The 13415-nt window shown below is 63.3% G+C and carries 8 protein-coding genes; 4 read left to right on the top strand and 4 right to left on the bottom strand.

Features of this window, described 5'->3' with window-relative positions; genetic code table 11:
* Window positions 1-89: 89 nt before the first annotated feature.
* Window positions 90-2141: a PQQ-dependent sugar dehydrogenase gene (locus ACQY7R_RS24115; protein ID WP_428308916.1), complete on the bottom strand. Its 2052-nt coding sequence runs from the start codon at window positions 2139-2141 to the stop codon at window positions 90-92.
* 485 nt (window positions 2142-2626) lie between these two features.
* On the opposite strand from ACQY7R_RS24115, the gene ACQY7R_RS24110 reads away from it, so the two are divergent.
* The 3 genes from ACQY7R_RS24110 (at window position 2627) to ACQY7R_RS24100 (ending at window position 6888) form a co-directional block, all read left to right on the top strand.
* The gene (locus ACQY7R_RS24110; RefSeq protein WP_428308104.1) at window positions 2627-3616 is read left to right on the top strand and encodes a LamG-like jellyroll fold domain-containing protein; all 990 of its coding nucleotides are present in this window, start codon (window positions 2627-2629) and stop codon (window positions 3614-3616) included.
* 99 nt (window positions 3617-3715) lie between these two features.
* Window positions 3716-5185, top strand: a complete 1470-nt coding sequence (locus tag ACQY7R_RS24105; RefSeq protein WP_428308103.1) for a LamG-like jellyroll fold domain-containing protein — start codon at window positions 3716-3718, stop codon at window positions 5183-5185.
* A 74-nt stretch (window positions 5186-5259) separates the two neighbouring features.
* A complete protein-coding gene (locus ACQY7R_RS24100; protein ID WP_428308102.1) occupies window positions 5260-6888 on the top strand; it encodes a PEP-CTERM sorting domain-containing protein in 1629 nt (542 codons plus the stop codon).
* Between the two features lie 123 nt (window positions 6889-7011).
* On the opposite strand, the gene ACQY7R_RS24095 is transcribed toward ACQY7R_RS24100, so the two are convergent.
* Together ACQY7R_RS24095 and ACQY7R_RS24090 are read right to left on the bottom strand one after the other, a co-directional pair.
* Entirely contained in the window at window positions 7012-8184 is a 1173-nt protein-coding gene (locus ACQY7R_RS24095; RefSeq protein WP_428308101.1) for a substrate-binding domain-containing protein, read from the bottom strand.
* Window positions 8185-8294: 110 nt separating this feature from the next.
* A complete protein-coding gene (locus ACQY7R_RS24090; protein ID WP_428308100.1) occupies window positions 8295-9107 on the bottom strand; it encodes a biotin--[acetyl-CoA-carboxylase] ligase in 813 nt (270 codons plus the stop codon).
* A gap of 159 nt (window positions 9108-9266) precedes the next feature.
* Here ACQY7R_RS24090 and ACQY7R_RS24085 point away from each other — a divergent pair, with 159 nt between their 5' ends.
* A complete protein-coding gene (locus ACQY7R_RS24085) occupies window positions 9267-12665 on the top strand; it encodes a PVC-type heme-binding CxxCH protein (RefSeq protein ID WP_428308099.1) in 3399 nt (1132 codons plus the stop codon).
* Between the two features lie 107 nt (window positions 12666-12772).
* Here ACQY7R_RS24085 and ACQY7R_RS24080 read toward each other — a convergent pair whose 3' ends face one another.
* On the bottom strand, window positions 12773-13276 hold the full coding sequence (locus ACQY7R_RS24080) for a chemotaxis protein CheX (protein WP_428308098.1): 504 nt from the start codon (window positions 13274-13276) through the stop codon (window positions 12773-12775).
* Window positions 13277-13415 lie beyond the last annotated feature (139 nt).

Here is a 13415-nt window from a genome sequence, read left to right as displayed (position 1 = left end):
AGAGATAACGTGGGCCGTTATGGCATTTCTAGCCCCGGGCTCCGCCCGGGGGTCGGTCGCTATACCAGTAGGCGTAGCCTCACGTCACGCTACCCTTGGGCGAAGCCCGGGGCTAGTTGCGTACCTCGCAACATGCCGAAGGCCGGCAACGTCAAACAACACAACAGCCATCCGCCCGGCTCCGGCACGCCGGTCGCCGACGCAAACGCCCCGGCGCCATTCGCCGCATCGTAGTCGGCTTGAAACAGCCGAAAGTCTTTAAAGTTGTTAACGCCGTCGCCATCAAGATCGCCGCGGCCATACTGCTCGGCATCGCTCAGTCCGGCGAGATTCGTCAGGTTGAAACTGCGAAACACGCTCCAATCGGCAACCGTCAATTGGCCGTCGAAGTTGAGATCACTCCGTCCCAACGGCTGTCCGCCATTGCCGACGTACTCCACAGTCCCCGCCACGATACTGCCGTCGGCGAGCGTGATCGACAGCGCCAAATCTTCCACCGGCGAGCGGATCCACCCGCCACTGCCGCTGAGATTGAGTTGACCGCCAACGCCGAGCGCCCCGCCGTCGCCCAGCGACGCTTCACGAAAGAAACCGCGATTCCCAGCGGCCGACGTCACTTGCCAATCGTCGTTTGGATCGATCGAGCCGTTGCCGCCCGGGGGCGCATCAAGATTCCCCGCAATCGTTTGGAATCCAGCGGCATTGATCGCCCCCACGTCCGACGAGATCGAGTACGAACGAATCCCTGTGACAGCGCCTGTCTCGTTGAGGAGCGTCATCGCCCCCGTCGCGCGATTGACGGTCAGCGTCACGGCGAAGTTCGGCATCACCTGAAACAACTGCCCGGCGCCATCGACGATCAGTAGGTTGCCCTGATTGTCTTCTCCAAACGAAGTGACGCTGACGATCTGTCCCGCGTCGGGCGCGAACAGCGCATCCATATTCTGCACGGTACCGCTCGGGTTGGCAGGATTGAACGACCAGAGGTGACCGGAAACCGCGTCGCCGAAAACGTACCGTCCCTGCAGTTCGCTCACCGGACCGCGGTAGACATAGCCGCCGGTGACCGAGTTCCCTTGAAAAGCCGGATCGGGCGATAGTCCCGGATGGAAGTATTCGTAGGTCGGGTTCACGTTGCCCGCAGGCGGTGGGCCGCCGATCCCACCGGTGGGACTTGCGACGCTTCCTTCGCGCAGTCGCCAACCGTAGTTCTCGCCGCCCGCGCTACTAGCTGGCTGGAAGTTGATCTCTTCGCGGCGGTCTTGGCCGACGTCGCCGATCCAGAAATCGCTCGTCTGCCGATCGAAGCTCGCCCGCCACGGATTGCGAAGGCCGATCGCCCACAGTTCGTCGGCGCCATCGACGCCGACGTACGGATTGTCGGCGGGAATTGCGTAGTTCCGCTCCGGATCGGCCGGAAAGGCGTCGCCGTTTACGTCGACGCGCATGACCTTGCCGAACCAACTGTTCTTGTCCTGCCCATGGTTCGACGGGTCGCGCTGCATGCCGCCGTCGCCCTGCGTGATGTACAAATTGCGCTCGCCCGCCGCGACTTCCTGCGGGCTGAAGCCGAGCCAGCTGCCGTTGTGATTTGAATGGGGCTGGTTGAGCGACAAAATCGTCCGCGCACTCAACGGGTTGGCGAAGTTCGGATTGCCGGGATCAACCGTGTACTCGCGCACGACCGTCTTGAACTCCGACAGGCTGCCATCGACCGTTGGCGGCGTGCCGACGTGATTCACCGCCACGTTGACGTAGAACTTGCCGTTCGTCTGGAAGTCGGGATGAAACGTCATCCCGAACAGCCCGACCTCGGGAACCGCATATTCCTCGAGCAAGCTCGTGTCGTTGATCGTCAGAAACGGATTGTTGTAATCCACGAGTCCCGTCGTCCGATCGTAGATGACGATCCGCCCCAGGCCGCTCGTGATCGGGCTGCCATCGGTCCCGTCGGCCGCCACGCCGCCGAGTTGGGCGATAAAAATGCGATTATTATCGCCTGGCGCCGTCGTCGCGTAGACGGGGATGTGGAGATCGTCGGTCAGCCGCTTCACATGGTAGCCGGCGGCCGCGAGCGGAGTGACGCAGAGCAGTGGCGCAGCGACGGCGAGAAGCGTCGCCGTCGCGGTTCGACGTAGCATCGTCACGGGTTGATCCTCGGAAGAGAGCGGACCGATCAAGATTCGAAGAGAGGCGAACGAAAAGGCATCGAGCGAGTCTGCAAGCGCGCTCGCGCGACGAAGCTATCTATAGCTGCACGCAATCATCGATGCAAAATCGTTGCGCGATCTCTAAATTTATTTCCGCGATATCCGATTGCGACAAATCGACGATCGAATCATCATACGGGCGCTGAAGTTATCTGATTCGACTCCAACTAGTCGTATCGCGTGCTTCGGCGCTTATCGACTCCTTTTCCTTCGCGGCGTCATGCAACGCAACCGATCGTCGCCGACGTTGGTTCGCACGCAAGTCATGCACTGCTCTCTCACCGCGTGAAACGCTTCGCGCGGACAGCGTCGCGGTGCGTACCCATCGAGTCGTGATCGTTTGGTTCAAGACGAGGCAACCGTGCGCGTCGCCTAAGACGCATCTCTCTCTGAGTCTTCAACTGAGGTCTGTTCTCATGAAACTGAGTCGCATCGCTGGTGCTCGTCGCGGCGGAGTCTGCCGCTGGGTTCGTCACGCCGTAGTCCTTGCCGGAACGCTTTCGGCGACCGGTGCGTCGGCCGCGACGATCGCCCACTGGACGTTCGAGACGGACATGATCGCCGGCTCGGCGACGACCGGACAAACAGTGTCGCACCCATCGGCCAACGGGCTGCACGACAACGCGATTCCCGATCTCTCTGGCAACGGCAACCACCTGTCGGCGTTCGCCCAGAACGGCAGCTTTACCGCAATGCTGTTCAGCAACGTCGTGGCGCCGAATGCTCAATCGGGAACGACGCTGAGCATCGAGAATGCTCCGACGGCTTGCTGCGGCGTGCTCGGCACGCAAGACGACCTCGAGATCGGCGGCGTCAACGTCGGCGCCTTGCCGCAGTGGTCGATCGAGGCTTCAGTCAACTTCAAAGGGGTCGGCGGTTACCAAACAATCGTCGGCAAAGACGGCTTCGGCGAAGCAACGAACGGCGACACGCGGCAGGCAATCCTCTACCTGCAGAAAACCAACACGAACGTGTTTCGGATCAACTTCGTCGACGTCCAAGGTTACGTCCACATCGCTGACGGCACGACGCAAGCGGCGATCGGTCAGTGGTACCACCTGTCGGCGACCAGCGACGGCAACTCGCTCAAGCTGTTCGTCAACGGCATCCTCGAGAAGTCTTTTGACATGACGACGACGTTGTCGACTGATCGCTCGATGGCTGCCTTGAACGAAGCAGGTTTCGAGGGAACAGGGACGGTGGCGCCGTACGGCTGGACGACGCACCGTGGCATGTACAACGACGGCCACGGCGATCGCGTGAACGGTTACATCGACGATGTGCGAATCAGTAATGCCGCGCTCGCTTCAGCGCAGATGCTGTTCGTCGCCATTCCAGAACCGGCGACGCTCGCTCTAGCGGGCTTCGCCGTCGCGGGGATCTTCGCGAGTCGCCGCAGAGCATAAACGTCGGCCAAGAAAACACTGGGCACGGAGCAATCTGGCCCCCTCATCGGTCACTCATCGCACTTACAACTCACAACAGTTTCCCTATCGGAGGAGACGATGGCGATACGAACTTTCTGCCTGAGCCTTGCCGCGGTTGCGACGCTGTCGAACTCGGCTTCGGCCGCGCTCAAGCATCTTTACACGTTCAATGACGGCACGGTGACCGACTCTGTCGGCGGGGCCAACGGGACGCTCGAAGCGGGCGCGGTGGTCGTCGCCGGCCAGCTGACGCTCAGCGGCAGCGGCCAGTTCGCCAACCTGCCCGCGGCGACGATCGGCATCAACGCCTACACGAAGACGACGCTGGAGTTATGGGTCAACGCCGCGCCAGCCAGCAACAATCAGTTCACCATGGCCGCCGCCTTCGGTCGGCATGGCAACGCGGGCGCGGGTGAGGACGCTAACCTCGGCTACGATTACATCATGGTTCAGCCGACGCGCGGAGGCGGCGAGCTTTTCAGCCGCGTCGCGATCACCGACGGCACCTACAGCGAAGAGACCGGCGTCAACGGCTCAATCCTCGCCGGGACAGGCCAGAAGTACCTCGCCGTAACGATCGACTCCGCCGGCGTCGACAACACGACGCTCTCCTACTACATCAACGGCGCCCTGATCGGCACAGCAAACGGAACAGACGATTTGGCGGATGTCGGCAACGCCGTCGCCTACCTCGGCAAGTCGGTCTACGCGAACGATCCCTATTTCACCGGATCGATCAACGAGTTCCGCATTCATGACACGATCCTGACGCCGGCCCAGATCGCGGCGAGTTCCACCGCCGGCCCCGCTGGTCTCGCAGGGCCGACGCTGACGATCAATCGCGATACGGGCGCCGTCACACTCTCCAACCAGCAGGCGGCGATTCAGGTCTTCTCCTATTCGATTACATCGGCGTCGGGCGGGTTGAACCCTGCGAGTTGGACGACGGTCGCCGGGCATTTCGATTCCGCCGGCAACGGCTCGTTCGACTCGAACGACGTCTGGTCGACGACCGCGCTCACCAAGACGGCGATCACCGAAGAAGAACCTTTCGGCGACGGCGGAGCCGAAGATGGCGGCACGCTCGGCACGGTCACTTTCAGTACGAACGGCGGCTGGATCAAATCGTTCCGCGAAGACGTCGCCATTACGACGCAAGCCCTCGTCAACGGCGTGCCGACGACGCTGATTCCTGACATCAAGTACGTCGGCAACGGCGGTCAGCCCTTCAAGCGGAGCGACCTTAACTTCGACAACGTCATCAACGGCAACGATTGGATCGTCTTCCGCAACAACAATCTTGTGTCGCTCGATCCGAACCTCTCCGACGCCCAAACCGCCGCGCTCGGCGACCTCAACGGCGACGGCGTGAGCAACTTTCTCGACTTCCGCGTGTTCCAAGCCGACTTCGACGCCGCCAACGGCGTCGGCGCCTTCACCGCGCTGGTTGGCGCCGTGCCGGAACCATCGAGCGTCGCCCTGGGCCTCTCAGCCGTCAGCGCTCTGCTCTTGAGCGGGCGGGCATCACGCCGCCGCACGACGGCCTGATTCGCCCGCCGCAGCCTAAACAACAGCACTCGCACACTGAACTCAACGCCATAAGCGCATAGGGGATACAGCAGATGTTCGGACAACGACGTTACCTCAAAGCAGGACGAATTGCAGCGGCCTCGCTGACGATCGCGGCGGGCGCCGTGGCCGCGCCGCTTCACGCGGCGACCGTCGCTTACTGGCGGTTTGAAGGCGACGGCGTCACCACGCCCACCGACGGCGCCTTCGTTCGCGACACCAACGGCCGCACCGCCGTCCAACCCGACGGCATCCCGGTGATCGACGTCTCCGGCAACGGCAACACGCTCTACACCTGGGACAATAACGCCACCGGTCACCAGTATCGTCCGAACGTCCCGCAAACCACCGTGCTGCAGTCGGGGCTGCCGAACAACTGGAGCATCCAGAACAACGGCGGCTTCCCCGCGTCGTTTACCTGGTCGCAGCAATCGAACCCGAGCGGCATCAACGTCCAAAACTGGGCGCCGACGACGTGGACGATCGAAGCGTCGGTCAACACGACGACGCTCGGCGGCTGGCGGACCTTCGTCGGCCGCGACGGCAACGACGTCAATCCGAACGAAGCAGGCCTGGCGCCTTTCTACTTCCAAAAGGTCGGCGCCGATCTGCCGGATACCGCGTTCAACGATATCGATCACGTTCGCATTCAGTTCGTCGATGCGGCGGGAATTCCTCACGCGGCAATCGATCCCAATCCAATGTCTGCCAATCAGTGGTACCACTATTCCGCCACGAGCGACGGCAACACGCTGAAGCTCTTTAAGGATCAACTCGATGGCGCCGGGTACCAAATGGTGGCCTCGACCGACATCAGCGCTAGCGCCAATCGCGCCATGATCAACCCCGGGGTCGACGTCAACGGCGATAGCTGGGGTTGGACCGTCGGCCGCGGTCGTTACGGTACGAGCGATAACCCGAATGACAACCACGGCGACCGCTGGCTTGGTTACATCGACGAGGTCCGCTTCAGCGACGTGGCCCTCGCCCCGACGCAGTTCCTGTTCAAGCCGCAGCCGAACATGGTGCTGACGGTGAACAAGAACACCGGGGCCGTCGCGATCAAAAACACGAGCGCGTCGCCAATCACCTTCGACTACTACCAAATTGAAAGCCCCGACGCCGACGGGCCCGGCGGGGCGCTCAGCGTCGCCGGTTGGAATAGCCTCAACGACCAGAACATCGATGGCGGACTGGCGGCCGACTTCAATGGCGTCGGTGGCGTCAATGCGGCCGATCTCGCCGTTTGGAAAGCAGCTTACGGCGCGAACGCGAACGGCGACGCCAACAACGACGGCAAAACTGACGGCGCCGACTTCCTCGTTTGGCAACAGCAGTTCGGCCAAACGGCAGGCGAGGGCGATAGCTGGGATGAATCAGCCGGTTCGTCGAACACGATCCTCGCCGAACTGTTTCTCAACGGCTCGACGACGCTCGCTCCCGGAGCGCAGATCAACATTGGCAATGCCTTCAACACGGCGATCTTCGGCGCCGGCCAAAACGGCAATCTCACTTTTAAGTACGGCGTGAAGGGTGATCCAGCGCTCAGCGGCGGCGGCGTGAACTACGTGACCACCGGGCCGATCGTCGCCGTCCCCGAGCCAAGCTCGCTGCTGCTCGCGGCGGGCGCGGGCGTCATCGCGTGCGGCATGCGGACGGGGGGCCGCCGCAAGTCGCACTAACTGACGTCGCAGAAGCCCCGTCTCTCCGAGCCGCTCGCAGGGGCAGCCTCGGAGAGACGGGTCGCTGCGCCTGTACGCCTTGCTTCTCGTTCCCGCGTTCCGCGTGAAAACGAGGCGATGGCGTCAGTGCCGATGCTCGCGACGAAACTGCGCCGGCGTCTTGTGTAACTGCTTCTGAAACACCTGCGCCAAATACGCCCCGCTGCCGTACCCCGATAGCTCCGCCACCTTCGGAATCGGAAAGTCGGTCTCCAACAGCAACCGCTGCGCCCGCACGAGCCGCACCCGCTGCAACTCGTCGTACGGCGTCCGATTGATCGTATTCTTGAACTTCAGCTCTAGGGCTCGTCGCGAAATCTGCAGATGCTCGACGATGTCGTCGATGCCAATCTGCTCGGCGGCGTGGTTGTGCATCAACTGCAGGGCTTCGGCCACTTCTGGGTCGTGCACCGCCGAGGCTTCGGTGGATCGCCGCTCGACGACGTAGGTCGGCTCGACGACGAGTCGTTCGCGCTTCTTCACTTCGCCGCTCATCATGCGGTCGAGCAGCGCCGCGGCGCGATAGCCGCCTGCCTCGGCCGCCAAGGCGACGCTCGACATCGGCGGATCGGCCAGCTCGCACAGCAGTTCGTCGTTGTCGACGCCAATCACCGCCACCTCCAGCGGCACCGAAATTCCCGCCGCGCGGCAGGCGTCGAGCACCTGCCGTCCGCGATCATCGTTGCATGCCATCAAGCCAATCGGCTTGGGCAGCTGCGACAACCAATCGGCGAGGATCGACTGCTCGCGATCCCACCGCCCGCCGTGCCGTCGCCGCGGGCAATCGTAGATGATCGGCTGGAAGCCTGCCTCGGCCAGCCGCTCGCAAAATCCTCGTTCCCGATTGTGCGACCACAGCCGCCCCGGTTCGCCGACGAACGCATACTGATGAAAGCCGCGCTCCATGAGATGCTCTGCAGCCAGCCTTGCCGCTGCGACAGAATCGGAGCAAATCTCGCTGAACTTCGCGAGCTGCGGCAAATCGGTCGGCAGATTCTGCGAGATGTCGAGGGCAATCGTCGGCAGCTTGGCCGCGGCGATCACTTGGGCGATCTTCGCCGTCTCGATCCGCGCGATGATTCCCGTGCCGCCCCACTGTTTCATCTGCGGCAATGCCTGCTCAAAGTCGCCCGGCGTCACATAAAAACGCCACGGCCCGTGCAGTCGGCCGTAGCGCACAATGCCGCGGAGCATCGCCCGGCCGTAGCCGCGCGAGGTCTCGATCAGCAAGGCCACCTTGGGAATATCTTGCTTCATGCGGCGATTGGAGAGGAGGGGAGGCAAAAAGCCAGAACGGGCCCGCGCCTTTGGGCTCCAACTTAACCACGCCGCCGCGAGCCGTCAAAGCAGCGTCATGAGTTCGCCGGTCACCGCGGCCGATCGTTCGTTTCGAGCTCTCCGGCGTCGCAGACGATGACGCCGGCGTCCCCTTCCAGCAACAACCGGCCGTCGTCGTCGATGCCGAGAACACGGCCCGTTACGTCGCCGCGCGGCGAACGCCAGCGGCGTATTTCCCCGATGTAAGCTAGTGCGTCGCGCAACTCGTCGAGCAACGAACTTCGGCCCTCCGCGGGTGTTCCAGCGAAACCGCAAGCTTCCAGCTGCTCCATCGCCGCCGCGACTTCCAGCGCCGTCCGCTCAATAACTTCCGGAACTTCAATGCGACGCCCGGCGGCGTTCGACAGCGTCGTCGCGCGGTGCCGCAGCGGTTCTCCGCTCGCTGGTTCGTCGAGAATCTCCTGGCTGAACTCGACATTCACGCCAATGCCAATGAAAATCGCGTCGCCGCCGTGCTGCGCGCCGACCGACTGCTCGCACAAAATGCCTGCCACTTTGGCGTCGTTGATCAGCAGATCGTTCGGCCACTTCACGCGGACGTCGAGCGCGAACGCCGCCGCCTCGGGCGGCATGCCGCGCGTCGCGAGTTCCAACAGCGATCGCCGTACGCCCACCGCCGTCGCCAGCGACGCCGTGCGGTACGCACTCGACTCCAGCCGCATCGGCCAGGCGATCGTCATCCACGCTCCGCCGCGCGGGCTGAGCCACTGCCGCCCCTGCCGCCCGCGGCCGGCGGTCTGTTCCGCCGCGGTCACCAGCACGCGTTCGCCGGGATGAATCGCCGCGAGCAGCCTCGCTTGGGTGTTGGTCGAATCGGTCACGTCGAAATGAATGCGTCGCATGGTGAGGCCCAGCATACCCCACGTGCGGCGGGGCGAGCAGGCTGCGATTACCGCGTTTTGGGGGCTGAACTTGCCCCCCGCTTCCCGAGTACAATGCTGGCATGCGGTCCGCCGCTCGCTTTTGCTGATCCTCCTCCGATAGATGCAGAACAGGCCACCATGCAAGTTTCGCGTTTGATGCGGCTCGCTGTTTCCGCTCGGCTCACTTCGTTCACGCTCGTAGGCTTCGCCGTTTCAATCGCCGCTGCTGGCTTTGCTGCGCAGGCACTCGCTGAAGAACCACAGAGCGACGGGCCCATCTCGCAAGCGGCCAAACTCTCCGCCGCGTCGTTTCAAGTCGAGCCTAGCTACACCGTCACTCCCGTGGCGAGCGAGCCGCTGTTCGCCAACCCGGTCGCCTTCTGCTTCGATCCCACGGGCCGCATCTTCATTGCCGAGACGCATCGCGTGCACCATGGCACCGAGGACAATCGCAACCACATGGATTGGCTCGACGACGACCTCGCCGCGCAGACCGTTGCCCAACGTCGCGCGTACATCGAACGCCGCATGGCAGACAAGCTGAATCACTACACCGAATCGAGCGAACTCGTCCGCTTGCTCGAAGATCGCGACGGCGACGGAGTCTACGATCACTCAAGCATCTTCTCCGAGGGTTACAACCAAATCGAAGATGGCGCCGCGGCAGGCGTACTCTGGTTGGGCGATCGGCTCTGGTTCACCTGCATCCCCAATCTGTGGGAACTGCGCGACGCCGACGGCGACGGCAAAGCGGAGGAGCGCAAGTCGCTCGCCTCGGGCTTCGGCGTTCACTTCGCACTGTTCGGCCACGACCTGCACGGGCTAACCGAAGGTCCCGACGGCAAGATCTACTTTTCGCTCGGCGATCGCGGGCTGCATGTCGAAACGCCGAACGGGGTGCTGACGAATCCCGACTCGGGCTCCGTGTTGCGTTGCAATCCTGATGGCTCGGACCTCGAACTGTTCGCCACGGGTCTGCGCAACCCGCAGGAGCTCGCCTTCAACGAGTACGGCGACCTCTTCTCGGTCGACAACAACTCCGACTCGGGCGACCGCGCGCGCGTCATTCAGATCGTTGAGGGGATGCGCACCGGCTGGCGGATGTCGTACCAATACCTGCCCGATCGCGGGCCGTTCAATCGCGAGAAAATCTGGCATACGCAAAACGACGAGCAGCCGCGCGGGATCGTTCCGCCGATCGCCCACATCAGCGACGGCCCTTCGGGCCTCTGCTACTACCCCGGCACCGGAATGACGGACGAATGCCAGAACTGCTTTTTCCTCGCCGACTTCCGCGGCGGCGCGGCAGCGAGCGGCATCATGCGGTTTCGCCTCGAACATCAGGGCGCCGGCTACAAATTGGCCGATCACTCGATGTTCATGAAAGGCATCCTCGCCACCGATTGTGACTTCGGTCCCGACGGCAACTTTTACGTCGCCGACTGGATCGACGGCTGGAACGGCACCGGCATGGGCCGCTTCTATCGGGTCGCCGACGACAAGCCGGAACTCGTCGCCGCACGCGAGCAATCGGCGCGTGAGCTGAAAGAGATTCCATCGCTCGCCGTCGACAAGCTGATCGCGCTGCTCAGCAACGCGAACTTCCGCGTACGGCAAGCAGCGCAGCGGCGGCTGGTTGCCATCGGCGCCGATGCCGCGGGGCCGCTGCAACAACTCGCTGCCGATGGGCAGGCCAACCAGTTCGCTCGGCTCCACAGCATTTGGGCGCTCGGCTCGCTCGCGATTAAGCGGCCGGCGCTCTTCAACGAGTTGGCTAAGCTATGCCAAGACGCCGACGCCGAGGTGCGCAACCAGGCGGCCCGCGCCTTAGGACGTGCTCGCAACTTGCCCGACCAAGAGCGCAGCAAGTTCGGCCCAACGCTCGTCGCGCTACTCGAAGATCCCTCGCTCCGCGTGCGAGCCTCCGCGGCGACTTCACTCGGTTCCCTCAAATTCGAAGCGGCGCTCGGCCCCTTGCTGAAAGCAGCCGGCACGGACGCCGCGGCAAACGATCCGATCGTTCGCACCGGCATCGTCGTCGGCCTCGCGGGGAGCCAGCCGGCCGCAGCGCTCGTCGCCTCAGCCAAAGACGCCAACGTCACGCAACGGATCATCCTGACGCTCGCCCTCGGCAAGCAACAATCGACGGAAGTAGCAAAGTTCCTGAACGACGCTGATGAAGCCGTCGTTCTCGAAGCCGCTCGCGAGATCTGGGACGTGCCGATTCCGGCAGCGAACGCGGCACTGGCCAACGTGCTAAACAAGGTGAAACCGACCAACGAGCCGCTGGTCCGCCGCGCCCTCGCCGCGAGCCAAGCGATGCGCACCGCCGAGAATATAAAGCAAGTCATCGACTTCGCACGCAGCCCGCAGGCGCCCGCCGCGATGCGCGAGCATGCTTGGGATCTCGTCGGCCACTGGGCCGAACCGTCACCGCGCGATCCGGTCCATGGCCAATGGCGAACTCTCGCCCCGCTGCCGCAAGCGGAGGTAGTCGCCGCACTTGCGGCGGCGTGGCCGGCAGGGGAAGGGGCGAAGTTCTCTGATTCGACCGGGGCCGTCGTCGCCGCCGAGCTCGGCCTACCGGCGGCGCTAAATGCATTGCCAAAGCTCTTGGCCGAGGCCAAGCTCGACGGCGCCCTGCAAGCCCGCGCGATCGCCGCGCTCGACAATGCCGACGATGCGATCGCCGAACAAGTGATCGCGATCGGCCTGCAGTCAAAGTCGCCCGCGGCCCGCACCGCGGCGGGACGTTTGCTCGCCAAGCGGTTCCCAGCAAAGGCCGTGGGGCAGCTCAAGCAAACAGCCGAGCAAGCTAAAACTGCCGAACGGCAAGCCGCGCTCGAAACGCTCGCGAAGATCGATCTCCCCGGGGCGCGCGACGTGATCGCCGCCTGGATGAGTCGCGTCGAAGATGGCAGCTGCCCGCCGGAGCTGCTGCTCGAAGTGCTCGATGGCGCCAAAGCTTCGGCCGACAAGTCACTGGTGGAGCGTGCTGAGAAATTCGCTGCTAAGCAAGCGGCTAGCGATGTTCCCGCCGAGATCTACGCCGGCTCGCTCGCCGGCGGCAACCGCGCCCATGGTCGCGAGTTATTCCTTTCCAACGAATCGCTCTCGTGCCGGCGTTGCCATTCACTGAAGCCGGGCGAGCAACTCGTCGGCCCCAGCCTCGCCGACGTCGGCGCCAAGCGAACGCCGAGCGAGATCATCGAATCGATCATCCGTCCCAACGCGAAGATCGTCGAAGGCTTCCAAACCACCTCGATGCTTCTCGACACCGGCATGGTCGTCACCGGCATCATCCGCAGCGAAGACGATAAGCGGGCCGTCCTGCTCAATGCCGACGGCAAAGAAGTTGAAGTCGATATGGAAACCGTCGAAGATCGCGTTCAGGGACTCTCGGCAATGCCGGAAGATCTCATGAAGTACATGTCGCCGCATGATCTGCGCGACTTGGTGGCGTTTCTCAGTTCGCGCCAGAAAACGTCCGGCGACGAAGCGGCGGACTCCGCAGCGGGGCACAAGATTGAAGAATAGCCCTAGTCCCCGGCTCTGCCCGCGCGTCGCGTGACATTGGGCAACGGCCCGCGGTGTGGTGACCGACCCCCAGGCGAACCCCCGGGGCTAGAATGCGGGCATGGCCGCTACGCGTTCGCGAAGTTGAACCGAATCTCTGATTGCGTCTCGTCGATCCGCTCGAGCAGCCCCACGTCGACCGTCAGCTCGCCCCACGGGCAGACGTACGGGATGCTGATCTTCCGCAGCACGCTGCCGAAGTCGATCGTGTGGTTTCTGCCGACGACGACGCGCGGCAGGCCGAGCCGCATCTCCAAGTGTTCGAGACCAGCCTTCGCGCGGCCGGCGATCATGTTCGTCACTTCGCCGATGGCGTCGGCTACTTCGGCATTGAGCGATGCGGGCCGTTCGCCCAGCATTTGCTCCGCCACGCAGAGGGCAACCTCGCGTTCGACGCTGAAGACCACCGTGCCGCTGGCCTTCCCCGAGAGACTAATCACTCCGCTAATTTCGTGCGCCGGCTGAAAGTTCGCCCCCAGCGCGAGCGGGCCGCGCTGCAGTTGGCAGTTCAGCATCGTGGAGAAGACGTCCACGGCTGCGCTGAGGAACGGATTGATGTGCTCGGCTTTCACGGTTCTATCGATCAGCTCATGGACCATTCACGGCTTATGTCTGAGTGATTGTCAAACCTAGCACATGCCTATTACGGAATAACGTGGGAAGATACTACCACCCCCGAACTGTGGGGTAACGATCGTATCAGCTTTGATG

Source organism: Lacipirellula sp. (assembly GCF_965279485.1).
Lineage (GTDB): Bacteria > Planctomycetota > Planctomycetia > Pirellulales > Lacipirellulaceae > Lacipirellula.
This window is presented reverse-complemented; position numbering and strand designations above follow the sequence as displayed.

What these genes read in the sequence shown, in the direction of transcription:
- ACQY7R_RS24115 (WP_428308916.1), bottom strand. Translation starts at nt 2,141, where the DNA reads ATGCTACGTCGAACCGCGACGGCGACGCTTCTCGCCGTCGCTGCGCCA.
- ACQY7R_RS24110 (WP_428308104.1), top strand. Translation starts at nt 2,627, where the DNA reads ATGAAACTGAGTCGCATCGCTGGTGCTCGTCGCGGCGGAGTCTGCCGC.
- ACQY7R_RS24105 (WP_428308103.1), top strand. Translation starts at nt 3,716, where the DNA reads ATGGCGATACGAACTTTCTGCCTGAGCCTTGCCGCGGTTGCGACGCTG.
- ACQY7R_RS24100 (WP_428308102.1), top strand. Translation starts at nt 5,260, where the DNA reads ATGTTCGGACAACGACGTTACCTCAAAGCAGGACGAATTGCAGCGGCC.
- ACQY7R_RS24095 (WP_428308101.1), bottom strand. Translation starts at nt 8,184, where the DNA reads ATGAAGCAAGATATTCCCAAGGTGGCCTTGCTGATCGAGACCTCGCGC.
- ACQY7R_RS24090 (WP_428308100.1), bottom strand. Translation starts at nt 9,107, where the DNA reads ATGCGACGCATTCATTTCGACGTGACCGATTCGACCAACACCCAAGCG.
- ACQY7R_RS24085 (WP_428308099.1), top strand. Translation starts at nt 9,267, where the DNA reads ATGCAAGTTTCGCGTTTGATGCGGCTCGCTGTTTCCGCTCGGCTCACT.